The organism is Psychrobacter sp. G (assembly GCF_000418305.1).
Taxonomy (GTDB): domain Bacteria; phylum Pseudomonadota; class Gammaproteobacteria; order Pseudomonadales; family Moraxellaceae; genus Psychrobacter; species Psychrobacter cryohalolentis.
Genome location: NC_021661.1, coordinates 329,659 through 356,398, shown reverse-complemented (window position 1 = coordinate 356,398; position 26,740 = coordinate 329,659). Strand labels below are relative to the sequence as shown.

General features: G+C 41.9%; 21 protein-coding genes. 11 read left to right on the top strand and 10 right to left on the bottom strand.

All coding sequences use genetic code 11. The features are described 5' to 3' along the window. Positions 1-348: 348 nt before the first annotated feature. Both PSYCG_RS01505 and PSYCG_RS01500 read left to right on the top strand, forming a co-directional pair. Positions 349-2,052 carry an NAD+ synthase gene (locus PSYCG_RS01505; RefSeq protein WP_020442651.1) on the top strand — a complete coding sequence of 568 codons (1,704 nt, stop codon included), beginning with the start codon at positions 349-351 and terminating at the stop codon, positions 2,050-2,052. Positions 2,053-2,295: 243 nt separating this feature from the next. Next, positions 2,296-3,570, top strand: a complete 1,275-nt coding sequence (locus tag PSYCG_RS01500; RefSeq protein WP_020442650.1) for a hemolysin family protein — start codon at positions 2,296-2,298, stop codon at positions 3,568-3,570. A 217-nt stretch (positions 3,571-3,787) separates the two neighbouring features. Here the strand turns inward: PSYCG_RS01500 and PSYCG_RS01495 are convergent, their stop codons facing one another. Next, a complete protein-coding gene (locus PSYCG_RS01495; protein ID WP_020442649.1) occupies positions 3,788-4,546 on the bottom strand; it encodes a YggS family pyridoxal phosphate-dependent enzyme in 759 nt (252 codons plus the stop codon). Between the two features lie 315 nt (positions 4,547-4,861). Between PSYCG_RS01495 and PSYCG_RS01490 the strand changes: the two genes are divergently transcribed. Then, positions 4,862-5,914 carry a type IV pilus twitching motility protein PilT gene (locus tag PSYCG_RS01490; RefSeq protein ID WP_020442648.1) on the top strand — a complete coding sequence of 351 codons (1,053 nt, stop codon included), beginning with the start codon at positions 4,862-4,864 and terminating at the stop codon, positions 5,912-5,914. A gap of 158 nt (positions 5,915-6,072) precedes the next feature. Continuing rightward, positions 6,073-7,194: a PilT/PilU family type 4a pilus ATPase gene (locus tag PSYCG_RS01485; RefSeq protein WP_020442647.1), complete on the top strand. Its 1,122-nt coding sequence runs from the start codon at positions 6,073-6,075 to the stop codon at positions 7,192-7,194. A gap of 111 nt (positions 7,195-7,305) precedes the next feature. Here PSYCG_RS01485 and fur read toward each other — a convergent pair whose 3' ends face one another. After that, complete coding sequence (fur, locus tag PSYCG_RS01480; protein ID WP_011512663.1) at positions 7,306-7,740, bottom strand: ferric iron uptake transcriptional regulator; 435 nt, start codon at positions 7,738-7,740, stop codon at positions 7,306-7,308. A gap of 324 nt (positions 7,741-8,064) precedes the next feature. Here fur and PSYCG_RS01475 point away from each other — a divergent pair, with 324 nt between their 5' ends. Continuing rightward, positions 8,065-8,481: an outer membrane protein assembly factor BamE gene (locus tag PSYCG_RS01475; protein ID WP_051130937.1), complete on the top strand. Its 417-nt coding sequence runs from the start codon at positions 8,065-8,067 to the stop codon at positions 8,479-8,481. Positions 8,482-8,506: 25 nt separating this feature from the next. Here PSYCG_RS01475 and PSYCG_RS01470 read toward each other — a convergent pair whose 3' ends face one another. From PSYCG_RS01470 to PSYCG_RS01455, 4 genes are all read right to left on the bottom strand, one after another. After that, complete coding sequence (locus PSYCG_RS01470; RefSeq protein ID WP_020442645.1) at positions 8,507-8,911, bottom strand: RnfH family protein; 405 nt, start codon at positions 8,909-8,911, stop codon at positions 8,507-8,509. Next, positions 8,899-10,041, bottom strand: coding sequence for a hypothetical protein (locus PSYCG_RS01465; protein ID WP_020442644.1), 1,143 nt, complete (start codon positions 10,039-10,041; stop codon positions 8,899-8,901). Before PSYCG_RS01465 ends, PSYCG_RS01470 begins: the two co-directional genes overlap by 13 nt. A gap of 256 nt (positions 10,042-10,297) precedes the next feature. Beyond that, entirely contained in the window at positions 10,298-10,966 is a 669-nt protein-coding gene (locus PSYCG_RS01460; RefSeq protein WP_011512659.1) for a c-type cytochrome, read from the bottom strand. A gap of 342 nt (positions 10,967-11,308) precedes the next feature. Next, entirely contained in the window at positions 11,309-11,644 is a 336-nt protein-coding gene (locus tag PSYCG_RS01455; protein WP_020442643.1) for a c-type cytochrome, read from the bottom strand. Positions 11,645-12,055: 411 nt separating this feature from the next. On the opposite strand from PSYCG_RS01455, the gene yihA reads away from it, so the two are divergent. Beyond that, entirely contained in the window at positions 12,056-12,826 is a 771-nt protein-coding gene (gene yihA, locus PSYCG_RS01450; protein ID WP_084674207.1) for a ribosome biogenesis GTP-binding protein YihA/YsxC, read from the top strand. A gap of 107 nt (positions 12,827-12,933) precedes the next feature. Here the strand turns inward: yihA and PSYCG_RS01445 are convergent, their stop codons facing one another. The 3 genes from PSYCG_RS01445 to PSYCG_RS13300 all read right to left on the bottom strand — a co-directional run bounded on the left by PSYCG_RS01445 (position 12,934) and on the right by PSYCG_RS13300 (position 15,429). Continuing rightward, complete coding sequence (locus tag PSYCG_RS01445; protein WP_020442641.1) at positions 12,934-13,638, bottom strand: HAD-IA family hydrolase; 705 nt, start codon at positions 13,636-13,638, stop codon at positions 12,934-12,936. Between the two features lie 135 nt (positions 13,639-13,773). Continuing rightward, positions 13,774-14,790: an RluA family pseudouridine synthase gene (locus tag PSYCG_RS01440; protein ID WP_020442640.1), complete on the bottom strand. Its 1,017-nt coding sequence runs from the start codon at positions 14,788-14,790 to the stop codon at positions 13,774-13,776. Between the two features lie 381 nt (positions 14,791-15,171). After that, entirely contained in the window at positions 15,172-15,429 is a 258-nt protein-coding gene (locus PSYCG_RS13300) for a hypothetical protein (RefSeq protein ID WP_144061740.1), read from the bottom strand. Positions 15,430-15,996: 567 nt separating this feature from the next. Between PSYCG_RS13300 and PSYCG_RS01435 the strand changes: the two genes are divergently transcribed. After that, entirely contained in the window at positions 15,997-20,337 is a 4,341-nt protein-coding gene (locus PSYCG_RS01435; RefSeq protein WP_020442639.1) for an Rne/Rng family ribonuclease, read from the top strand. Positions 20,338-20,461: 124 nt separating this feature from the next. On the opposite strand, the gene PSYCG_RS01430 is transcribed toward PSYCG_RS01435, so the two are convergent. Continuing rightward, the gene (locus tag PSYCG_RS01430; protein WP_020442638.1) at positions 20,462-21,385 is read right to left on the bottom strand and encodes a DUF808 domain-containing protein; all 924 of its coding nucleotides are present in this window, start codon (positions 21,383-21,385) and stop codon (positions 20,462-20,464) included. A gap of 400 nt (positions 21,386-21,785) precedes the next feature. On the opposite strand from PSYCG_RS01430, the gene PSYCG_RS01425 reads away from it, so the two are divergent. From PSYCG_RS01425 to PSYCG_RS01410, 4 genes are all read left to right on the top strand, one after another. Continuing rightward, complete coding sequence (locus PSYCG_RS01425; protein ID WP_020442637.1) at positions 21,786-22,643, top strand: DsbC family protein; 858 nt, start codon at positions 21,786-21,788, stop codon at positions 22,641-22,643. A gap of 214 nt (positions 22,644-22,857) precedes the next feature. Further along, the gene (locus tag PSYCG_RS01420) at positions 22,858-24,204 is read left to right on the top strand and encodes a homoserine dehydrogenase (RefSeq protein ID WP_020442636.1); all 1,347 of its coding nucleotides are present in this window, start codon (positions 22,858-22,860) and stop codon (positions 24,202-24,204) included. Between the two features lie 58 nt (positions 24,205-24,262). Further along, on the top strand, positions 24,263-25,444 hold the full coding sequence (locus tag PSYCG_RS01415) for a thiolase family protein (RefSeq protein WP_020442635.1): 1,182 nt from the start codon (positions 24,263-24,265) through the stop codon (positions 25,442-25,444). 387 nt (positions 25,445-25,831) lie between these two features. Continuing rightward, positions 25,832-26,680, top strand: coding sequence for a DUF2382 domain-containing protein (locus tag PSYCG_RS01410; protein WP_020442634.1), 849 nt, complete (start codon positions 25,832-25,834; stop codon positions 26,678-26,680). Positions 26,681-26,740: the final 60 nt, after the last annotated feature.

Genomic DNA, 26,740 nt, shown 5'->3' with positions numbered 1-26,740 from the left:
TGATTTACGCTTTTAAATGACGCTCTGTTGGTTTGGCTTTATTACTTTTATTGAGGTAAGCCCTTAGCGTCTATAAAACACCTCTCGTCTATGATCTTACTCTAGATGGTATTTAGCATTATTTTTAGAGCAGTGCTGCATAAATTGAGAGGGCACATTTGCATGACACTCATGCCTATACATGTTTGATGCTCATGATATTGATGCACTATTTAAGCATTTTATTTTGAGTAAATGATTTTAAATACATATTTTGAGTCGTTTTCGGAAACATATTTTCATTTGGTTTTATTTGAAACCAAGAAATATATAACAGATTTAAATAACCTATTGATAGGAACAATAACAATGTCAAAAGACACTGCAAAAGATACTGATAACCCCAACCTTAACGCTTCTAATAAGGGCAACCAAGCTTCAAAATCGCAAGATAGCGTTACGTTTGCCCTAGCCCAATCCCACTTCTTAGTTGGCGATATCAAAGCCAATGCTGAAAAAATGCGCACCCTAGCACTGCAAGCACGCGAGCAAGGTGCTGATGTCATTATTTTCCCAGAGCTGGCCTTATTGGGCTATCCGCCGCAAGATTTGTTGCTACGTCCTAGTCTTTCAGGACGTATAAAAAGCGCGTTGTCTACCCTAAGCGATATCGATGATATCGTCATGATTGTTGGCTATCCGCATGTTGATCATCATGGCACCTTTAACTCAGCCGCTATCTTGCATAATGGTCATCAAAAGGGCTTTTATCATAAGCAAATTTTGCCAAACTATGGCGTATTTGATGAGCGCCGTTATTTTGATAAAGGACGTAATCAAGTCTTATTTGATTATAAAGGTATCACCATTGGTCTGCTGATCTGTGAAGATTTATGGGAAAAAGGTCCTATTGCCGAGCTCAAAAAGCAAGGCGCTGACCTTATTGTGAGCTTAAACGCTTCACCATTTGAGATAGAAAAACAAGATACTCGCAAAACAATGCTGACCAAGCGTAGCCGTGAAAACAACTTACCTATCGTTTATCTTAATGCCGTTGGCGGTCAAGATGATTTGGTATTTGACGGCGGCTCTATGGCCATTCAAGCAGACGGCAGCGTCGCACATGAAGCCTCACGCTTTATGAATCAGTTGCTACTGGCAAGCTTTGATGTAAAAACAGCAAAATTTGATACACAAGCAAAAGCACCTTTATCATTAAGCCGTGAATCAGAGATGTACCAAGCATTGGTCGTAGGCTTACGCGATTATGTCAATCTTTCAGGGTTTACTGGCATCATCGTCGGTCTATCAGGCGGTATTGATTCAGCATTGACACTCTGTATCGCGGTCGACGCACTGGGTGCTGACAAGGTCTATGCAGTCATGATGCCTTATGAATACACTTCTCAAATCAGTTTAGAGGATGCGCAAGCTCAAGCACGCCGTCTCAATGTCTCTTATACCGTTTGCCCTATCTTTGATGCGGTCGAAGGTATTCGTCATACGCTTGCGCCACTATTTAACAAGTCGCCAGCCGATACCACCGAAGAGAACATCCAAGCACGTGCACGCGGTGTGGTACTTATGGCATTGTCTAATAAATTTGGGCATTTGGTCATCACGACTGGTAATAAATCAGAGCTAGCTGTTGGCTATTCGACCTTATATGGCGATATGGCAGGCGGTTTTGACGTTTTAAAAGACGTGTATAAATCACAAGTTTATAAATTGGCCAGCTATCGTAACCGTTTAGAAGATACGCCTGTTATTCCTGAGCGCGTCATTACTCGTCCACCATCTGCTGAGCTACGTCCTGATCAAAAAGACCAAGACAGCTTGCCTGATTATGATGTTTTAGACGGTATCTTAATGTCATATATCGATGAAGATATGGGCTATCAAGATATTATTAATAAAGGGTTTGATGCTGATTTGGTCGCCAAGGTTATCCAAATGGTCGACAATAGTGAATACAAGCGCTCGCAGGCACCGATTGGTACTAAGATTAGCCATAAAGCCTTTGGTCGTGAGCGCCGTTATCCACTCGTCAATAAATGGTCAATAAAAGGCTAAGCCTTGATACTGAATTTATCAAAAACCTTTTAGAGCCATTTTTTAAAGGCTTGATAAATTTAAGTTTTTATCTAATATCATAAAATTGTTTTATAATTAGCTGGGTGCTTGCCCAGCTTTTTTAGTTTTTGTGCCTAACTAAATGCTAATAACTAAATGCCTTTTACCTCAAAACCTACCAATTATTATCTTCAATCATTACTGTAAATCTATCTACCTTATCTATTTCTATCCGAGTATGTCATGAGCTTGCTAACCGCTGGTGTGTTTATTTTTATATTAATTGCGCTAAGCGCTATCGTTTCTAGTTCGGAGCTGGCGCTTGCCTCCGCCCGTAAAATCAAGTTACAAGTCATGGCCAAGGAAGGCGAAGTACGGGCACTCGATGTACTCAATATGCAAGAGCAACCCGGCAGCTTTATTACTGTGGTACAAGTGGCGCTCAATGCAGTGGCTATCTTAGCAGGGGTCATTGGCGAGTCAGCCATTAGTCCATATTTACAGCAGCTTTTTGGCAATGAGACTGCCGCGTCGGTGGTGTCATTTATCTTAGTCACCAGTGTGTTTGTGTTGTTTGCAGACTTGATGCCCAAGCGTTTGGCCATGTCCAATGCTGAACCTATCGCGGTCAAGATGGTACGCCCGATGATTTTCTTTATTTTTATCTTTAAGCCGATTATTTGGGTGTTTGATGGGGCGGCAAATTTACTATTTAAACTCATAGGCGTGTCAACCGTACGCCAAGATGAAATGACGTCAGAGGATATTTATGCGGTGATGGATGCAGGTGCGGAAGCCGGCGTCATTAAGCATCAAGAGCATCATTTGATCGAAAATATCTTTGAGATGCAAGAGCGAACCGTAACCTCAGTCATGAATCCGCGCGAGCATATTGTCTATTTTGATACTAAAGCCAGCACCGAAGAAGTAGTTGCTGTGATGATTAAGCAGCCGCATAATAAATTCTTGGTCTGTAATGACGATGACTTAGAACATATCATCGGTTATGTAGAGTCGCGCAGCTTTCTAGCCTCAGTACTTGAGCAGCAAGAAGTGTGTTTAACAGACAAAGCGTTGCTAAAACCTGCCTTGTTTATTCCCGATACATTATCGTTGTTTGAAGTATTGGAAACGTTTAAATCAACGGGTGCAGATTTTGCCGTCATTGTAAATGAGTATGCATTAGTGGTTGGGGTGATCACGCTCAAAGACGTAATGAGCATCGTGATGGGCGAGCTGGTTACTTTAGAGGAGCAACCGATTGTCCAGCGTACAGATAACTCTTGGCTAATTGATGGCATGACGCCCATTGAAGATGTGATTCGCTCATTGGGCATGGTCAATTTACCACATAGCCAAAATTACGAAACCATTAGCGGTTTTATGATGTATATGCTGCGTAAAATTCCTAAAAAGACAGACTGTGTCGAGTATGCCAATTATCGTTTTGAGATTATCGCCACTGACAATCTTAAAATAACTCAGCTACTAGTTACAAAATTTGAAGATGTGATTTAATACGTAATGTAATTTATGAGTACTGTCAGGGTTGGCTTTATAATAATTTTTATCCTCAAGCGTGCGGACTATAGTCAATTTCAAATAAAACAGATACGTTATATTCCAACGCAGTACTGGTATAAATTTTTCTGGCGTGCTGTGACTACGCTGACAGAGGCTGCGTAAAATTCATCCCAGTCCTACTGTATCGTTTTAATACTGAATTCACTATACATCAAGCACGCGCACCAAATATCGCAGTACCAACACGCACCATGGTCGTGCCACTAGCAATCGCATCAGTCATATCATCACTCATACCCATACTCAGCGTATCCCATTGACTCAGCTCAGGATGGGTACGCTTAATGTCGTCAAATAGTTGTTTGGTGCGCTTAAAAGCATCTGTGTTTGCCTTAGCAGGAATAATCATCAATCCGCGCAATTGCAAACGCTCATAATTTTTAATTGTTTTTAACAATTCTGGAAGCTGCTCTGGCAGACATCCCGACTTACTGTCTTCATTATCAATATTAATTTGGATCAAGATGTTTAAAGGTAGCAGCTCAGCAGGACGTTGGTCGTTAAGACGCTTGGCAATAATGTCACGCTCAAGCGTTTGTACCCAATCAAAATTCTCAGCAATATCACGGGTTTTATTACGCTGAATGCTTCCAATATAGTGCCAGACAATATGCTTACATCCTACCTGCTCACGTAGCAACTGTATTTTTTCAATCGCTTCTTGTAGATAATTTTCACCAAAATCATGCTGACCTTGACGTGCCAATGTTGCCACCATCTCAGCAGATTTGGTTTTGGACACCGCAAGCAAAGTTACACTGCTCGGCGCTCGCAACATTTGTTCGCATGCCTGTACCACTTGCGTCTTTACCTGCTGCCAGTTCTCAGTTAAATGTTGAACTTCTGCTTCATCATTATTGGTAAGATCGATTGCGACATTTTTAAGTACTTGCTGAGAAGACATATTCATAAAAACTCTTGTTGATATAGTGAGTTCGAAATAAAAGAGAGCTGATTGTATCGATGCTTTATTACTATGCGAAAAACCAGTCAGTCTATTTTTGCATTTTATGCAGTTAGTAGATGGTTAAATCAGTACAGTCTTGTTATGATATTGTTACATGGTTTAACATATGCTACTAAAAGCTCTAGTAATAGTAACAATTATAGTGACGCCTAACCTATTTTAATGAGGTTGGCTCAAACAATGTCATAGAACCTTGCATATCGCCTGCTCTCTATGTTGATTTTGGCACACTTTATTTATTAATAGGAATATCCGATTATGGCTGAACAAAATTTAAGCATTGAAGACTTGCTGCGTTTTACTGTCAAGCATAAGGCTTCAGATTTACATATTTCAGCCGGTATGCCTGCGATGATTCGAGTTGATGGTGAGATGACTCGGATTAATATGCCAGAGATGAGCCATAAGGTAGTTCATCAGCTCATTTATGACATCATGAATGATAGACAACGTGCCGACTTTGAAGAGTTTTTTGAAACGGATTTTTCTTTTGAGATTCCAAATCTAGCCCGTTTTCGCGTAAACGCATTTAATCAAAATCGCGGTGCAGGCGCCGTCTTTCGTACGATTCCCTCCAAAGTTCTAACGATGGAAGATCTAGGTATGGGCGAAGTGTTTAAGCGTGTTTCAGACTTTAAACGTGGCGTGGTGTTGGTCACTGGTCCAACCGGCTCAGGTAAGTCGACCACGCTAGCTGCCATGATTGATTATATCAATGAAACCCGTAAAGAGCATATTTTGACTATCGAAGACCCAATTGAATTTGTTCATGAGTCCAAAAAGAGTTTGATTAACCAGCGTGAAGTCCATCGCGATACCTTGGGGTTTGAGCCAGCATTGCGCTCAGCGTTACGTGAAGATCCGGACGTTATTCTGGTTGGTGAGCTACGAGATCTTGAGACCATACGCTTAGCGCTCACTGCCGCTGAAACCGGTCACTTAGTTTTCGGCACTTTGCACACCAGTTCCGCTGCCAAAACCATTGACCGTGTTATTGACGTCTTCCCTGCTGCTGAAAAAGACATGATTCGAGCGATGCTATCAGAGTCACTACAAGCCGTTATCTCGCAAACATTGTTACGTCGTCAAACAGGCGGGCGAATTGCCGCCCATGAGATTATGTTAGGTACGCCCGCTATTCGTAACTTAATACGAGAAAATAAAATCGCTCAAATGTACTCTTCTATCCAAACTGGTGCTGGTGATGGCATGATTACTCTTGATCAAACTCTTAAAAATCTTGTAGCGAGAGGCACAATTAGTAAAGACGTTGCACGACCTTACGCTAAACAGCCTGAAGCATTCTTATAATGTAAATGATATTAGTAATTCTTTCTAAAAGAATATAGTACTAATTGCAGATTTTTGAGCAATCAGCCTTTAAGTTAACTGTCATTTTTCGCAAAAAAGTTTATTGAAGCAGGTTTCACTCTATTCATTGCACATTTTCTCGCACATATAGGTACGTTATGGACATTGATAAACTTTTACAATTGATGATTAACAAAAACGGCTCTGACCTTTTTATCACTGCTGATGTCGCCCCTTCCATGAAAATCAATGGCAAAATACTGCCGGTTGGTAAAACGCCTTTAACTGCTGAGCAGACTATGAGGCTGGTTAAAGGCGTCATGACAGTCAATCAGCAAAAAGAGTTTGATGAGACCAACGAGTGCCAGTTTGCGATTACTGATCAGGCGCAACAAGCACGTTTTAGAGTCAGTGCCTTTATACAACGTGATATGGCAGGGATGATTTTACGGAAAATCGAAAATAATATCCCTACTGTCGAGGAGCTACGCCTGCCCCCCTCTCTAAAAGAGCTGGCAATGAAAAAGCGTGGTATAATTTTATTAGTAGGTGCAACCGGTACGGGTAAATCAACCACCCTTGCGGCAATGATAGGACATCGCAATCAAAACTCGCATGGTCATATTATTACCATAGAAGATCCTATCGAGTTTGTCCATAAGCATCGTGGCTGTATTATTACCCAGCGCGAAGTCGGTATCGATACCCACTCTTTTGAAGCCGGTCTAAAAAACACCTTGCGCCAAGCGCCAGATGTGATTTTGATCGGTGAGATTCGCAATCGCGAAGTCATGAGTTATGCGATTCAATATGCTGAAACGGGGCATTTGGTATTTGCAACCTTGCACGCCAATAATGCCAACCAAGCAATTGATCGTATTATTCACTTTTTTGAGACCAGTCGCCATAATCAATTGTTCATGGATTTATCACTTAACTTACAAGCCATTATCGCGCAGCAGTTGATTCCAACGCCTGACGGTAAGGGACGCCGCGCTGCTATTGAAATTTTATTAAACTCACAGCTGATTAGCGATTATATTCGTAAAGGCGATGTGCATGAAATCAAAGATGTCATGACACGCTCACGTGATAGCGGTATGCAGACATTTGACCAAGCACTGTTTGATCTATATGAAAACGGTGAGATTACTTATAAAGAAGCGATTCTTCATGCAGACTCTCCCAATGATTTGCGCTTAAAAATCAAACTCAGCAGCAAAAATGGCGTGGCAAACTTGGATGAAGGCGCAGACAGTTTATCGTTAGATATTACTTAATGATGTATTTTTAACCATAGTTATTATTTTTTATGGCTAAGAAATAGCCATAAAAAAGCCCTCATCATATATAAGGGCTTTTTTAATTTTATCTCATCGATAAGTTGATGCTTACTTGACGCTGTCCTTACAGGCTTGGTCATCACAGATACCATATAGTACCAATGAGTGACCTGATAACTTAAAGCCATGCTCTGCTGCTACTTTAAGCTGCTCTTCTTCAATCACTTCATTATGAAATTCGACAATCTTACCGCAATTATCACAAACTAGATGATCGTGATGCTCTTCTTGAGTAATCTCAAACACGGATAAATTGTTTTCAAAGTTGTGACGCTCGACAATACCTGCCTGCTCAAACTGAGTCAGCACGCGATAAACAGTCGCTAAACCCACATCTTCGCCTTGCTCAATTAGCGCCTTGTAAACCTCTTCTGCGCTCATATGATGCAGCTTTGCACTCTCAAGCAGCTCTAGAATTTTGATACGCGGTAACGTTACTTTTAAACCCGCTCTACGTAAGTCTTGATTGGTAAAAGAAGCCATAATATCCCTTCTGACTATGAAAGTCTTAGCAAATAAGTTCAAAAAACATAAGGTAAATAATCATTAGTAGTGATGAATGGTTAATTGCAAAAAATTATTCTCATACAAAATCAGTCACTATCAAATGTATTTCCAGTACATTTTTTCTAAAAAAAATGATTATAAGTATATGAATTTAAAATATTAATAATAAATGATGCCAGCGCACATTTGGTAAATAATGTCGTAAGTGGTAGGCAATTGCAAGTAAATGACGTATCATTTATCCAAGATTGTCGGTAAGACCAGTATCTACTGTGCTTAGCCGTACCTAACCCATTTTTTATGAGTCATCTTACCATGATAAAGAACCTAAATTTACGTCCGCTTCATTCTTCAAGCGCATTACGCAAGATTGTCATTACCAGCATATTGGGCGCCGCTGTTACCATGTCTGGCTGCTCGTTACTGAGTGTTTATAAGATTGATTTGCCACAAGGGACGCCTATTACTCAAACCCAAGCGCAAAAATTACAAGTGGGTATGAATCAAAATCAGGTACTTTATCTTCTTGGTAGCCCAGCCATTAGAGATACCTTAGAGCCGAACCGTTGGGACTATATTTATGACTATCAAGCAGGGACTGAAGGTCAACGTAAAGGTATCGCCGACGTTAAAAACGCCAGTCAGCATCTAAAAGTTTATTTTAATAATAATGGCATAGTGACTCGCATTCAGGGTTTAGAGTCTCTACCTAAATAATCGCTTCGATAGCGAGCTTTAATCCTCAAACTCGAGATTTACTTTTGCGCTGAGACATAGGATCAGCGCTCAAGCTTCTATATACCTCTATCCGATCAAAAGGCTGCAATTGATAGTTAAGTGGCTGTTTTTGCGCATAGATGCCAACGTGCCAACGTTTGGCTGTCGGCACTGCCACATCAATCACCTCATCGCACCATTTTGCTAATCCTTCAAACTGTATCAACCAACCAGCTTGCTTCAATGCTGCATATAAGGTTATGCCATCAGCTACTGACAAGGTTAGATAATGCTGACTCTGTGCATCTTCAGCATAGGCTAAGTATACCGTTATCATAATAGATTGTGGAACAGTGCCTTGCTGAACGTTGTCTTGTTGAGCACTATCCAGTTTATTAACTTTAACCTCATCAGCTGTTAGCTTAACCACTGCATCACCCAACCTATCAAGGCTAATAAGAGTGCTACTGGCACAATCAAACGTATCGCCACACGCCATAAATTATAAAAAGCTTCATTACCAAAGTTTAAGGACTTGCGCAAATGACTGATTTTCATCTGCCATCCTGCAAAAACTGACAATAATAATACGGCTATCGTACTGATAATAACCAGTATACCTACCAGCCAAATAGTCGGTATGGCAACGACCAACACTATCGCTATGACAGCCGTTATGACCAAACTGACCAGCAGTCCAAACTTATGCACGAGCTGCTGCGTACTATAATGTAGCAAGTAACTGGCGACAAAAATTACTCCTGCCCAATACAGTAGCTGTCCGATTGGTGGTAGCGTCATACCACTGATAAATAAAGCCACCATCCCTACCAATAATTGTAATATCCAAATCGGTAGCACCAGCTTGGTTGCTCGATATTCGTTTGACGCCTGAGCACGAGAGGAATTCTGAGCATAGTGATTGTCTACTCCCACCGCTGTTACCGCTTGCTTAGTGATACGGTTTTGACCAAACCAATATAAGCCTGTACCTGCGCCAACACTGACAAGTGCTAGTGCAACTGCTCGTGCCCATTCTCCTAAGCTGATATTGGTCATCGCAAAGGTAATATTTGGCAAACCGTTTGCTACCCCAAATATCAATCCAATAAGCATTAATCCCAAACCAATTGGTAAGGGTGTCACACCCAACAAGCTTAACAATGCGGCAATGACCATCAAGCCTGCGGCAACCGCAAAGCTTGGCACTTCAGGTGTGCTATTTAAGTCTGTAAGTGCAGTCAATATACCCGTGCTAGCACCTGATATCACAAGTGCTGCAATGATTATGGCTACGAGGGCAGCAAGCCAACCAAAGCCACGCCACAAAGCGCTGGCATCTGCCTCTCGAGTGAGCTTTTGCATACCCGCCAAAGGTGCTTCAGCACTACGATAAGCCAATGCTATCTCAGCATAAATGACCGGTAGCGAGACCAGCACCATAGCCAATAGCCACAACAGCCAAAAATCAATCTCTCCTATTGACGCCGGTGCAAACCAGCGAAAAAGCAATAATGGTAACAGCGCTGCAATAAAATAAGAAGCATAGCGAATCATCATAATTTATATCCAAGCGATTCAAGGTGAGTAACATTGAGTAATATTAGTTAAGCATAAATAGCTTTTAAGCTTTTAATCGTCAAATTGATATATAGGCGATTTATTTTTATAAAGTAAAGTACTACTAATATGCCATTATATAAGGACTGACAGTTATAAAAAAACCCCGAAATCGGGGTTTAATAACTCAGTTAAAACGAATACAAGCGGCGCTCTTATCGATAATGTTAATAAAGCAAACCGACTTTATATGATATTAGTGAATAGCACTCACATAATCTGACAAGATACGGATATCACGATCTGACAGTTTAGAAGCAACGGTCTGCATCATGCCCATCTCGCCTTCTTTTGCAGCATCATTGACACGCTTTTGCTCGTCGCTATCGATATCATCTACACGACCAGCGGCACGGAAAAGCTTTAACTGAGTAGCGATATATTCAGCATGTTGTCCACCTAGACGTGGAAATGCTGCCCATACGTTACCCGCTGCGTCTGGACCATGACAACCTGCACAACCAATAACACCGCGCGACTTATCACCACCTAAAAACAACTTACTGGCTTCTTGCGTGGTTGCAGGATTACCAAATGCCACGCCCCAAGGTTTTTGGCTTGAGTAATAACCTGCAACGTTGGCTAAATCTTGCTGCGACAAATTGGCCACTTGCGACTGCATGATACCGTTTTTGCGGTAGCCTGCTTTAAAATTGACCAATTGCTTATATAAATACTTAACGTTTTGACCACCAAGATTTGGTTGGGCGGGCACAGGGCTCACACCATCAACACCATGACAAGCAGCACAGACAGTTTCTGCAATTTGTTTGCCGGCATTAAGATCATATTCAGGAACAGTGATAGCAGCTTGTACGCTGAAACTTGCAACACATAAGCTGGCGGCAGCGATTAACTTTTTCATTGATACAAATCCTACTAACTCGATGTAAGCATTGTTTAGAGTGATTGCATTATGTAGACGTATTATATTCACAAAGCCATTATTTACTCGCTAAGCCGTATATTCTATCGTCTTTATCACAAGCAGCACGAAAGTACTTACTAATATCAGGGTTTATTTTGGATTATTATAGCAAGACTTTTTACTATTTGCCTACTTAATCGTAGCATTGGATAGTTTTCCCCCTCACTCACTCAATCTTTGGTTTATAAAGAGCAAAAAGCGCAAAAGGTTCTAGACCCTTGCGCCTTATTTATATGTCTTAGCAAATAGCTAATAAAGATTTAATAGATATTTAGCTAATTATTTGCTCATATACTCAATCAGCTTACGATAGTCATCATTGCTACAATCTTCGCACAACCCACCAGCTGGCATCTGAATCATACCATTTTTGACCGAACTAATAAGTGCAGGCATGCCTTTTTGTTTTATTAGCTGCTGCCATTTGGCACTATCGCCTTTTTTAATCGCATTCAAGGCACCGCTGTCGTGACACGCAGCGCAGGACTCATTATAAGTCGTTGCAGTACTAGCCGCCCCTGCACCAGTTATCATAGCTGCACTAATGATAAGCGCGCTAACACTGCTGGCTGAAAAGCGATTGCCTTTGGCAAAAATCATGGTCATCGATAACATAAGACACCTCCATTGGCTCATTCGTCCAGACGTTTGCTTCATTGCTTCTGTGCCTTAACATCTGTGAATAAACCTATTCTGATAGAGATTGTAACAATATATGTCAAATTAATATATATGAATATAGTTTAACTTTGTTAATACGCTTGGATAAAGAATCGAAAAATGAGTTATTAGCCGCCTATCAATTACATCTCTACTATAATTAATATGCGGCTAATAACCGTTATTTCAATAACTAAGCGCATTAATAGTATAGAATAGTCAGTAATTTAAAACCCTTATTTTATGAAAGGTTGATAGTTGGTTATTAGTAGCCAAAGATGCTGTGCTATTGACCGAGCAATGGCAAAATCTTTTACTATTTTATCTAAATTTAAGTATCTAAATTTTAACCGTAATGAGTCATTTATGAGTACCCCGTTCAACGATGTCGCCGCCAAGCATGCGGCTTTTAATACCAAAGCCCGTCAGCGTATTCAGCAAACTGAATTTATGATGTCAGCACCAACCTTTCGCCTGTGTCCTGCAGATATAGGCTTAGAGGTGGCATTTGCTGGTCGCTCAAACGCTGGTAAGTCTTCTGCCATCAATGCGCTTACCAACCAGCGCCAACTGGCACGCTCATCTAAAACTCCTGGTCGTACGCAGATGATTAACTTTTTTAATGTTGGTGATGCTGATAGACGATTGGTAGATTTGCCAGGTTATGGCTATGCCGCTGTACCGCTTGAGATGAAAAAAGAATGGCAGGTTGAACTAGAAGAATATTTGGTATCGCGCTCAAGCCTTGCAGGTCTGGTTCTGATGAGCGATATCCGTCATCCATTGAAGTTCTTTGATGAGCAAATGCTACGTTGGGCAAAAGATGGTGAGCTGCCCGTTCATATCTTGTTAACGAAAGCAGATAAGCTAAAGTATGGTGCCTCTAAAAATGCGTTGCTTAATACTCGTAAAAGACTGAAAGAACTGGGTCTGAACTGTAGTATTCAGCTATTTTCAGCCTTAAGAAAAGAAGGGCTGGATGAATTAGCAGGGGTTATGGGCAACTGGTATGAGTATCAGCTAGATGCAGACAAAATTATCGAGTCCTCTTTTGCATTGCTAGAAGGCGATGAGCTAGAAGACGCAATCGAACAGGATGCGCTTCAAAAAGACAGCTATCAAGAAGACAGCAAATAAATCTCATATCTTTCAATGAAAAAGGGTTTATCGTTATTATCGATAAACCCTTTTTTTGTTATCATTTTTTACCATTTAAGCAGATTATCATTTACGCCGATTTATATTTAAGCACATAATAATTGTGCCAACGCTTGTGGCGTGTCCACCTGATATGTGGGCTGCTGTGCGGCAAGCTCGTCGCTGCTGGCGGTACCATAATTAACTGCAATACTGGTCATGCCCAGACTGTTTGCCATCTGAATATCATAAATGCTATCACCGATAAATACAGCATCAGAGATTTGCTGTTCGGTATATTGTAAAATATCCGTCAGCATTTGCGGGTCAGGTTTGGAGCCTGCTTCATCCGCACAGCGCGTCATAACAAAATAATGATGGCTATCTGAAGCGTCCAAAACACGATCTAGACCCTTACGTTTTTTACCTGTCGCAACTGCAAGCTGACGATTTTGCCGCTGCAAGGTTTGTAGCATATTTTCTATCGGCGCAAAGAACGGTGTACGCTGGCTGTTAGCAATATAATAATCTGCGTAACTTTTTTGAATTAACAGTTTTTGCTTATCGCTTGAATACGGATATAAAAGCTCAATGCCCTTCATTAAACTTAACCCAATAATATCTTTGACGGCCTTATCAGTTGTCTTGAAGCCATGTGCCTCACCTGCTATATGCATAGCTTCAACAATCAAGCCAATCGAATCCATTAGCGTACCGTCCCAATCAAATATGATTAAGGTCTTATCGGCTAAATGATGCGGGTTGGCTGACTGAGAACTCTGAGCAGGAATCATTGTAGTAGTTTGGCTCATAAATAGACCTTTATGAATAATCATAATAAATGGCAGATAGCAAAACGTCACGGCGACTTATGTTTCATAAGCTATCGTGACGTTTAAATCTGATGCTTAACATAGCATCTAATCAAAGCTTGTTTAAGCATCAGATTATTTAGGCAAATTGGCTTTAATCTCTTCTGGCATCCAGTCGAGCATCTCTTCTGGTAAAGGCGCAGTGATAGTCTCATAACCAGGTATATCTAGACGCCACGCATGTAAGCATAGACGATGCACACCAGATTTATCATGTACATGGTACTTATCATCGCCCAAGATAGCATGACCAATGTGCGCCAAATGTACACGAATTTGATGGGTACGTCCGGTGAGCGGCTTGGCTTCAATCAAGCTAACGGGCTGCTCAGCAATCATAAAACGACCATGAACGACGATATCAGTCTGACTCTCTTTGGTTTGCGGGTCTTGTGTATCTACCTTAACGCGGCGCTCACCGCTTGCCAGTGTATAACGCAACAATGACGCATCGATACGTTGTTCGTTAAGTGCAGGCTGACCTTTTGCAATACATAAATAATGCTTTTGAATGGTTTTGTCGACCAGATGTTGCTGCAATACTTTAAGTGCAGAGCGTTTTTTAGAGATCATTAATAAACCTGAAGTATCTTTATCGATACGATGCACCAGCTCTAAATACTTCTTGCCTGTGACTTCACGCATGGCTTCAATGACACCAAATGCAAGACCACTACCGCCATGAACCGCAATACCGGATGGTTTATTAAGCACGATCAAACCTTCATCCTCATAGACCACACGCGCCAATAAGCTTTTGGCAAATTCGGTACTGATGATAGGTTTTTCACGAGTGGCAAGTACCACTGGCGCAATACGTACCACGTCTTCACGCTGCACTCTGTCATGAGCCTTGCAGCGCTTGTTATTGACGCGAATCTCATCTGAGCGAATCATTTTATAGATATGCGGTTTTGGCAAACCTTTTAAGCGATTAAGCAAAAAGTTATCCAAGCGCTGGTCGTGCTGATGACGCGTGACTTCAAGGTAATTGACCTTGCCGAAGTTGCTAATCTCATCGTCAGCACTTTGTGGGCGCGTTTTGCTATTAAAGATAGCTGGCGCTTCGTGGATAGGTTCGTCGTTTGTCATTTTTGAGTTTGTCATTTTTAGTTAGGCAATTACATAAAGATTTGCTATAGTTTAACATGTTGAGCGCCAATTAAGCAGAGGCTGAGACAATAATTCATTGCTAATTGATTGTTGTTTTAGGTGGAAAATATCGATTTTATGACTGGCTAATCACTTGTCAATATAATCGGCTGACTCATACAACCTATGCAAGCTCGGCGCTTCATCTGATTTTAAGGGTGTTATAGCAACAGATATACTTTATAATACCTAATAAATTGAAAGAACATGACTGATATTTATCAGTAAAAAATTATTTTTTAGTAAAAACTATTTATTCTTATGAAGCATTTCTTACAGGATATTATGACAATAGATAGTATCGACTTTATAAATATGGCATTAGCCTTTTATTAAGCGATAACCAACCATACACCCTTTACTCACTACCCGCATGATAACGACTTGATTTGATGATTTATTATCTAACAGTCCTTTAGCCGCGTGCAGTTGAGCAAGTATGGGTCGTTGAGAGTGCAATCGAGTATTACCCTGTAAACCTCGATAACTGCCTGAGTATTGGTGGTCAAACAGAGGACGATAAGTAGAATAGACATGAGACACCGTGCCGATAAGCCGGTCATTTATTCTGTTTGCCAAGTACGCCCCGCTGATGACTAACGCAGCAAGAACTCGCTTTGAGACGCCCAAGATATTATTAACGTTATATCCAAAAGAACGATAAATAAAGAATGACTAATTGCTTAATCTGGACGGATAACCGCTGAATTGTAATTTATACAGTCAACAGCGATATGATTGCTAGACCTTGATTGATTGTGCCAGCACGATGCTTTTTTGGCATCAGTAATACCTTTATATATCAGTAACCATCCGCCACTATGACGAAATGACAAAGTGCGCTGACCACCAATATGGTTCAAAATACTGATAATAAACGATCACTAACCTGCTTATGCATTAATCGCTATAACAAGCCTGCTTATATTAAGATATAGACATAGACATAGACTTACACCCTATACCTTCTATATTGAAGTTACTATCACTGGTCCAAAGTTAAGCTTTTGAAGAGTGTTTTCGCGCTTTATTTACGTTCTCTCGTTAATTTATATCTGCTCATGCTAATTTTGTTATTAGCAAGTACTTGCCACTTTACCCTAGAGCCTGTCTTTTCGTTATTATGCGTACTCATAGGATACTATTATGAAACGCATTTTAATCAACGCCACCCAAAACGAAGAGATTCGTGTTGCCCTCTGTAAAGGCAATCATCTATACGATTTCGATCTCGAAAACCGTACCCGCGAACAAAAAAAATCTAATATCTATAAAGGTCATGTGACCCGTGTCGAGCCCTCGCTTGAAGCGGTATTTGTCGAATACGGCTCACAGCGTCAAGGCTTCTTGCCGATTCGTGAAATCTCTGCCGAATATTTAAGCGGCAATCCACGTGATGAGAACATCAAAAAGCTGATCAAAGAAGGTGACGAGCTCATCGTCCAAGTTGAAAAAGAAGAGCGCGGCAATAAAGGCGCTGCCCTTTCAACTTATGTGTCATTGGCTGGTCGTTATCTGGTATTAATGCCAAACAATCCTCGCGGTGGTGGTATCTCGCGTCAAATCTCAGGCAAATTGCGTGAAGATATGAAACGTATGCTTGGCAGCTTAGATCTGCCAAAAGGCATGAGTGTCATCATACGTACTGCTGGTATTGGTAAAACCCAAGAAGACTTACAGCACGATTTAAATCATTTGCTAAACATCTGGCAAGCCATTCAAGAACAAAACCAAAAATATCCATCACCGCGCCTAGTGCATCAAGAAGCGGGCGTCGTTACGCGTGCTGTCCGTGACTATCTACGTGATGACATCTCTGAGATTTGGATTGATAACGAAAACGCTTATATTGAAGCTGCGGGCTTTATCGATGCTGTGATGCCAAAACAGGCTGAAAAACTACGCAAATATACCGATTATGAGCCGATGTTTTCGCGCTTTAATATTGAAAAACAGATTGAAACTGCTTATCAGCGTGAAGTTCGCCTACCATCAGGTGGCTCAATTGTTATCGATCAGACAGAAGCATTGGTATCTATCGATATCAACTCTGCTAAGTCTACTAAAGGTTCAGACGTTGCTGAAACCGCTTACCATACCAATCTAGAAGCCGCCGATGAGATTGCCCGTCAATTGCGCCTGCGCGATATGGGCGGTTTGATTGTCATTGATTTCATTGATATGAATGACAACAAGCATCAAAAAGAAGTTGAAAAACGTCTGATTGATGCCACCAAATATGACCGTGCCCGCGTTCAGTTTGGTGATATTTCCAAGTTTGGTTTGATGGAAATGAGCCGTCAGCGCCTGCGTCCTTCATTAGAAGAGTCAACCGGTTATATCTGCCCACGCTGTCATGGTAATGGCATGATTCGTGACCTGCGTTCATTGTCATTATCTATCATGCGTCAGATTGAGCAAATCGCGCTAAAAGAGCGTCAAGGTGAAGTTCAAGCAGAAGTACCGACTGATATCGCAGCGTTTTTGCTGAATGAGAAACGCGACAGCTTGGTCTATCTTGAGCAAGACAGTGGTACGCGTATCACTATTTTGCCGCATGCGCACTTAGAGTCGCCAAACTTTAAACTTCACTTTAATCGCGATGGCTTTGCCCCGTCAAGCTATGAGCGTATCACCGATACTCAGCTGCAAGAACATAGCGAGCTTGGCTACAATGTTGATTGGCAAACGGCTGAAAAAGAGCGCCCTGAGCAACAGCCAACTCGACAGCCTCGTCAAGCTGCGGATAAAAATAGCAGCGATCAAGTGCAGGCTCGTCCTAACGTCCAGCAAAGTACGCCTACGCAGCAGCAACAGAATAGCACCAGTCATAGCAATGAACATCGCAGTAATAACAATAGTAGCAATGTGACATCAGCACGTGCGCCACAGACTAAAGAGACTCCAAGCGTTCAAAACCCTCAGAGCTCTCAAAACATTGTGACCCCATCAGCGCCAGTAGCACCACAACCTACTGCTATTGCCGCTGCACAGCCACAAGCAGTTGCTTGGTTGTCTAATTTATTTGCGCAAGCACCGCAAGCTCAAACGACATCAAGTGTTAGTAGCCGAGACGCAGCTGAAGCTATTGAAGCATTGGTCAATACCGGAGCACAAAGTCTAGGCTCGTTTGGCCAAGTGGATAATACGGCTTTAGCGAACAATGACAATAGTCAAAATACTGCAACGCCTCAGCCAGCAACTAATCAGCAAAGTAGTAATGAGCAGAATCGTCAACTGACACGTTCTGCTGAGAGTAGTACTGATGATAGCAGCGATGCTGAAGAAAGAAGAAGACGTAAACCACGCAAATCAAGACCATCTAAGCCGCGTCAAAGAAAAGAGCAGGCAGATGAAACTGAGAATAGTGCCACTAGCAATACGACTGACAGCAGCGCTAGCACTGATGACAAAGCTAATAATCAAGATAAACGTCAGCAGGATAATAGACGTCATAACGATCGTAATCGCAACAATCGCCAAGACAATAATCGTAATACAAATGAAGACAACGCTAATCCGACCAGTGTTAATGCAACCAGTGTCAGCGACAGCAGTCGTTCTGACAGCTCTGATAATGTAGTAGAAGAGCAAACTCGTACTAAGCGCAAATCGAACAGTCAACGTGGATCACGTGGCAAGCTTGAGCGCGGTGAAACTTTAACGGCAGCTGACTCTAAGCAAAACAATCAGCAAGCCTCTAAAAATGCTAACAGCAACAAACACCATTCTAATGCGCGTCGCAACCAAGACCCTAATGAAGTAGTATTACAGGTAAATGAAGCTACTAGTGAGCTCAAATCACCAGAAGTGGTACATTTGTCATTAGATGATAGCAAGTCTGCATCACGCCAAGCGACTCACAAGCAAGCAGTAATTGAAAGTGATACTGATGCTGAAAATGAGCGTTCAGAGAATAATAATGAGCAACGTGCGGATAAGCAAAAGTCCGTCGATAACAAACCAGCTCAAAAAACTTCTAAAACGATTGATACCAGTAGCGTTGCATCTGATAACACACAACACAGTAGCGTCCAAGCTAAAACTTCTGAAAAAGTCTCTGCACACGTCAATACTACTCAGATCGATCAAGTAGAAAAAAGCGCTAATCCCGACAAAGCGAATCAACCCACTTCGAAAGAAGACGATAAAAGCGGCGATAAAATTAGTAGCCACAAACCTGCTGTAGATGAACGAGCTAATACAAAAATTAGCATGGACAGTGAAGCCGAGAATACTGCATCAACTCAAGAAGTGGTAGCGGTACAAGTAGAAAAGGCAGCGCCAATCGAAACCACTCAGAAGGCTCATGTTGCTGAAAATACTGCCGAAGAAAATGTGGTCGTGGATTCTAACGAAGTTGCTGCCGAGGATAGTAGCAGTCAGGCAGTACTTGAGCTTAGCCGTGATTCTTTATTTGCTGAACGCTACGTTGCGGCAAATAAGTTTGGTCAAGCCAGTAATGACCCACGCGTCGTACGTCTTCAACAGGTGCAAGCATCATTTGCTAAAGCGTCTCACGCAAATGAGCAGGATGCGCAAGCTAGTGAGCGCGCTCCTACCATTCGTGGTACGGTTGGTGAATTTATCCGTGCAACCTTAGCAGAGGCAGAAAATCGCTTAGCGACAGACGGTGTCATCAGCTGCTTTAATGCTGCTATCGCTAAGCATCTAGAGCAAACGCCAGTTAAAGACAGCGCTGACAAACAAGTGGCTATTAAACCAGTTGCTCATAGCGACTTTGACTTTAGTAACTACGGCTATCAGCCTTTAGCAGCGGACTACATTGCACGGTTTGAGTCAATGACAAAAGCCGTCAGTCAGTTTGCAGCGTCCCAAGGTAAAACATCAGTAGAGCCTCGTGCTATCAGTAAACGTGCTAGCAACGATCCACGTGGTCAGCATCCTGATTATAAAGAATCAGCGGTATTGGCTGTGACTGATGCGGCAAATAACGAGCCCGTTCAAACGGGTATCGATATTGATGCGCATGAAGTAGAAGCCGATGCTCTGGCCAATCAAGCTCAAGCAGATGCTGTCAGTGATCAAAGCAAGCAGTTATTAGATGCTGAGCAAAAATTAGCAGAAGTAGATACAGTGCAAGCTAATATCGAGAGCACTGATATCGAAAGTATCAAAAGTGTCGAAAATGATATAGCTGAAATCAAAATGACCGACGTCGACGCTGCTGAGGTTGCAAACATTACTGTCGAGCAAAGTGAGAATGTACAAGATGCTGAATCAATAGTAGCGCCTTCTCTGAAAGACGACAGTCAAGCAGCCAAGTCAAAAACGACCATAGCCAGTTATAAAAACATGATTGAAAATGTGGCAGAGCAATTACTACCACAAAAAGGCATGTTCAACTTAACAACGCCTAAAGTACCAAAGGCTCGTGCCCGTAAGCCAAAAGCTGACCATAAAAAGCTGACGCAAGCTGAAAAACTTGAGTCAGATGATTCAGATAACTCAGATAGAGAGAGCTAATCGTAAGTTACCCTGTCTAAAAAGCAAAAGCCCCAAAGTTGTCAGCAACTTTGGGGCTTTTTTTATTTTCTATTTGATTGAATATAAGAGCTTATTTAATATTGTCGATTAACAACCAAAGCGATTAATGAGCAGCAGATTCATCCTTGTTGCGTATTTTACCAATAACCGTCAAGAGTGCAACGATGATCGCACCAATAATAAAGCCAATGACACCATTCAATAAGGCGGTAGTGAAACTTTCAAAGATACCGGTCAAATGGGCAATATCTTCAACACCATGATATAAGAAATTAATACCATGCACTAAGATACCACCACCGACTAAGAACATCGCCAAGGTACCAGCGATAGATAGAAATTTCATTAATTTGGGCGCTGCAGCAAATAAAACCTTACCGACCTTTTGGGTAAATGCGCCTTCTTTTTCCATCATATGTAAACCAACATCATCAATCTTGACAATACCAGCAACCAGACCATAAATACCAACGGTAATACTAATCGCTAAAATAGACAGCACCAAACTGCGCTCTAGCAAAGTTGCGCTAGCAGTGGCACCCAGTGCAATCACAATGATTTCTGCTGATAAAATAAAATCGGTACGTATTGCTCCTTTGATTTTCTCTTTTTCAAAAGCAACCAAATCTACCTTTTCATCAGCATTGGCTTTTCGACGAGCTTCTTGCTCTTCATCATGCGGTAAAGCATGTGGCCAAAAGCGGTGAATGACTTTTTCAGCACCTTCATACACCAAAAACAACCCACCACACATCAATAAAAACGTAATTAATGGCGGGTAAATGGCACTGATAAGTAATGCCGCTGGCACCAAAATGAGCTTATTAATAAATGAGCCTTTGGCAACCGCCCAAACAACGGGAAGCTCACGGTTTGCTTTGACGCCTGAGACTTGCTCAGCGTTAAGCGCTAAGTCATCACCCAACACCCCTGCCGTTTTTTTGGCGGCGATTTTGGTCATGACCGAAACGTCATCCAAGATCACACTGATATCATCAAGTAAGGTTAGTAAACTGGCACCTGCCATAGTCGCTCCTTAAGCTAAATTGCTTCAATAAGTAAATTTTCAAATAACAGATGACTCTGTCGTAAAATATGATCAGTCAAAAGATACAGTTATAAGCAGTAGCCTACCTAGACATAAAATGATATGAAATAGCACAAATGTATTTTATTTATGTTTTCTTAACGAATAGCTACAAATTGTGTATTTAACAAGACCGTTATACAGGCTTTCGCGGTTATTTATAAAAATATGCTAATATAAGGCTGATTATTAGTTATCTTTTGTTATCAATAAACTGTAAAAATTTATTACCTCTTATGGCTCGATCTAGTCATCATGTTAGATCAAAATTCCAAAAAATCTTCATTACCTTTTGCTACCAAAATCTTGATTAGGCATGACTGCCTAAAGGAAACATCCTATGTTCTTAGCACCTTTTTCTAAAACCAATCCCAACCGTGATACGTTTTCTCGCAGTCCTCTTACTCGTGTTATGAGTGCTGCCTTGCTGGTTATCGTTGTAGCTGGCTGCTCTAATAATGCAGCAGATGCGACCAACAATACAGATCTTGTCAATAGCAGCAAATCCAAAACGAGTACTGCTGCGGTTTCTAAGGACAGCGATGCTAAAGTAGTAAAGTCTTTGCAAGCCAATTTAAAGGCTTCTGGTATTGAAGAGACTGTCCTCTCAGCTGTACCAACCGATATGACTGGTATTTATTGGGTGACAGCTGAAGGATTGCCTTCTTTTTTTACGGATAAGGCGGGCAAGCATATTATTCAAGGGCAAATCATCGCGGTTGGTGCAGAAGCGCCTGTGGATATTAGTGCCGCGTTGTTGGCCAATACTGCCCAAGAAGCGTTAAAAGCAGTCGACAAAAAAGACATGGTTATTTATCCAGCAAAAGGCGCGACTAAAGCTGTGGTTTACGCCTTTACAGATGCAGATTGTGGTTATTGCCGTAAATTGCATGAAGAGATGGATGATATTAATACACGTGGCATCGAGGTACGTTATTTGGCATGGCCACGTAGCCAAGAATCAGTGCCAAAAATGGAAGCTATTTGGTGTAGTCAAGATCGTAAGGCGGCAATGAATCAGGGGAAAGCTGGCGCCGATGTGCAAGCGCCTAGCTGTGCCAATCCTGTACAAGAACAGATGGCATTAGGGGCAAAACTTGGTGTGCGAGGTACGCCCGCTATCTTTACTGAAGCAGGACAGCAAGTAGGCGGCTATCTACCTGCAGCTCAATTGGCAGAAGCAGTTGGTGCTAACTAAAAACGGTTATATGATTTAAGTATTTGTGATATGTATGACGGTGGCGACATTGTGTAGACGTCACAACTGCTTATCGGTATGATAGGATAAAGCGCTAGGCAAACTTAGCCATATAATTTCTATATAAGCGCTTATTTATGTTAGTGATTCTTGTAGTTTCAAGATCTTTCATAGCAGCGTTTTTTATCCCACTATTTAATCTCTTGAGGATCCTGTGAGCAAATCCATCAAACTAGCGATACTTGGTTTAGGCACCGTCGGAACGGGCGTGGTCAATCTAATCAATGATAATTTAGATGAACTAAAACGTCGTAGCGGACGCGACATTGTGATTACCGAAGTTGGTATTCGTCGTCAGCGTGATGACATTAATCCCAATATTATGCAAAACAGTGATTTGATGGCAACCGCTGCCAGTGACAATGTCGATATTGTTATCGAATTGATTGGCGGTACGACCCTTGCAAAAGACGTTATTATGCACGCTATCAAAAATGGCAAGCATGTGGTGACCGCCAATAAAGCGTTATTGGCTGAGCATGGCAATGAGATTTTTGCTTTTGCTGAGCAGCATAATGTTCATGTCGCCTATGAAGCAGCTGTAGCAGGTGGTATTCCAATTATTAAGGTCATGCGTGAAGGTTTAGCTGCCAATAAAATTGATTGGCTAGCGGGTATCATTAATGGTACGGGCAACTTTATCATGACAGAGATGCGCGATAAAGGTCGCCCTTTTGCCGATGTACTGAACGAGGCGCAAGCACTTGGTTATGCTGAGGCCGACCCTACTTTTGACGTTGAAGGTATCGATGCGGCGCACAAGCTGGCGCTACTTGCCTCTATCGCCTTTGGTATTCCATTGCAGTTTGACAAAGTCTACTGTGAAGGTATTACCGGTATTACTTTGCAGGATGTCAATTACGCTGAAGAGCTTGGCTATCGTATTAAGCACTTGGGCTTTGCAGTTCGCCGTGCAGGAAATGGCAGCGGGGACGACAGCGCCGGTATTGAGCTGCGTGTACACCCAACGCTGATTCCACAGAACGCCCTACTTGCTAATGTTAATGGCGTAAAGAATGCCGTACTGGTGAACTCTCACCCTCTCGGTCAGACGTTATATTGCGGTGACGGCGCGGGTGCAGGCGCAACGGCTTCTGCAGTGATGGCAGATGTGATGGATTTAGTGCGTGTATTAGGATGTAAAGATGCTGACCAACAAAACAGCAATGGTCATCATGTACCGCACTTAGCCTTTATCCCTGAAAAATTGTCAGATACGCCGATATTGCGTGCTGAACAAATGATTACCGGATATTATTTACGTGTACATGCCTATGACAGTCCTGGAGTATTGGCAGATATTACCCGTATCTTGAGTGATGCCGGTATCAATATCGATGCTATTTTACAAAAACCGGCGCATAAGCTTGGGCAAGTGCCAGTGATTATTTTAACGCTGCCAGTGGTTGAGAGTCAGATGAATCTTGCCATCGAAAAAATCGAGAAGTTAGACACCATTACTGATAAAGTAGTACGCATACGCTTAGATGAGCTGGCGTAAAAATATGCTTTAATCAATCAAATATGTTGGATTAAAATACTCAAAAAAGGAAATAACAATGTCACATGATGCAATTGTAATCTTAAACGGCGCTCGTACCCCAATGGGCGGCTTCCAAGGCGCATTGACAGACATAAGCGCCACAGATTTGGGCGCAGCGGCTATCAAAGCAGCTGTTGAGCGTTCAGGCGTTAATGTTGATAATATTGATGAAGTTATTATGGGCTGTATCTTAACCGCAGGTTTGGGTCAAGGTCCTGCGCGTCAAGCGATGCGCAAAGCTGGCTTGTCTGATGCGACGGGTGCAGTTACCATCAATAAGCTGTGCGGCTCAGGTCTAAAAGCAGTTATGCAAGCTCATGACGGTATCAAAGCCGGAAGCTTTAAGGTTGCTGTTGCTGGCGGTATGGAGTCGATGACCAATGCGCCTTATATCATGCCAGGTTCGCGTGGTGGCTATCGCATGGGACATAAAGAAGTCAAAGATCATATGTTCTTAGACGGTCTAGAAGATGCCGATACTGGTAAGTTAATGGGTCAATTTGCACAAGAAATGGCGGATGAAAAAGGCTATACGCGCGAACAAATGGATAATTTTGCTATTGAGTCGCTAAATCGTGCACTTACAGCGATCAAAGACAATCATTTCAAAGATGAAATTGAACCAGTTACGTTCAAAACTCGTAAAGGCGAGCAAACGGTTGATACCGATGAGCAGCCTGCCCTTGCTAATGCTGAGCGCATCCCTACTTTGCGTCCTGCCTTTGCAAAAGACGGTACCATCACCGCAGCAAACGCCAGCTCTATCTCAGACGGTGCTGCAGCTGTTGTATTGATGAAAGAGTCACAAGCCAAAGAAGAAGGTCTAGAGTATCAAGCGCGTATCATTGCGACTGCCTCTAATTCTCGTCATCCAAGCGAGTTCACTATTGCCCCAGTTGGCGCGATTGAAAAAGTATTGGCAAGTGCTGGCTGGTCAGTCGCTGATGTCGATTTATGGGAAATCAATGAAGCATTTGCCATGGTTACGATGGCAGCAATGGATGAGCTAAACATCGAACATGCTAAAGTAAACATCGAAGGCGGTGCTTGTGCCCTTGGTCATCCAGTGGGCTGTTCAGGCGCTCGTATCCTAGTGACGCTTATTAACTCTCTAAAGCGTACTGGTGGCAAAAAAGGCGTTGCTACACTGTGTATCGGTGGCGGCGAAGCAGTAGCAGTAGCAATCGAATTGGCTTAAGCTATTTTAAAATGATCGGTATGCTGTAAATATTTAGCTTATTATTAGAATCTAAAACCGCGTAGCTTTGAGCAATGCGGTTTTTTTATGTCAAAATATTAACACCCGTCTGCTTAAACGTATTAGCGTAGGAAAGCCTTAACTTAAAGGTTATATAGTGATTATGCTCTTTACAGCCTATTACACACCCTTACGTCAAGCGCACACTTTGCTACCTTGCTTATATATCTCATGCCAAATCGTCCTGTTACGATAACAACAAGTCGAGATAGCGACTGGCTATAATAAATACTATTGCTTGAACCGTTTATCTAATAACAGTTCATATAAGAATATCAATAAACCATTTTATAAAAAGAAATTTACTCATACAAAAGGAAGATAATAATGAGCCAACTTATTCGTTTAAGAGATATCCAAGCAACTCACCGTGATCTGATCGGTGATGATTATTATGACCCAACTGGCAAGACTGCTTTTGGTGTTAATGAAGAAAAAATCGGTAAAATTGAAGGCGCATTGGTAGAAGATACTACTGGTCGCATTCGTTACTTAATCGTCGATGCAGGTGGCTGGTTTAGCTCAAAAGAAGTATTGGTACCAGCAGGTTTAGCACGTATCGTTGGTGATGACGTATTCTTTGATAGCTTGACCAAATCGCAGGTCGAAGCGATGGAAGTCTATGACCATGATTATCAATATAGCTATAAAGAACAGTATGAAAGAGACCGTCAGGCATTTGTCGCTGACAGTATCCCAGAAGCTGAGCGTATGGAAATTGCCGATCATAATTACGATGCACCAAATACGTTAGAGCTATTAGAAGAACGTCTGACTGTTAATAAAGATCGTATTGTGGCAGGTTTGGTAAAAGTCGGTAAACATGTCGTGACTGAAGAGCGTAACGTCAATGTTGACTTGGAAGAAGAGCATGCCAATATTGAACGTACCAATGTTAATCGCCCAACTGAACGCCGTATCGGTGATATCGATGGCAATAATACGATCGAAGTTGAGCTAGAAGCTGAGCGTGCTCATGTCAATAAAGAGACCTATGTCACAGAAGAAGTGAATGTTGGTAAAACGACAGAGCGTCATACTGAGACTATCGTAGATACTATTCAACGTGAAGAGCTAGATGTCGATAATAATGGTAACGTGATTGATCGTGATGGCAATTTGTTTACCCGTGATGATATCACTGCTGAAGATGTACGCCGCGCTCGTGGTATGTAATAGGCTAGCCATTCGTATGCCTTTGTAATCTAAATAGTATTTGTGATATTGTTATATACT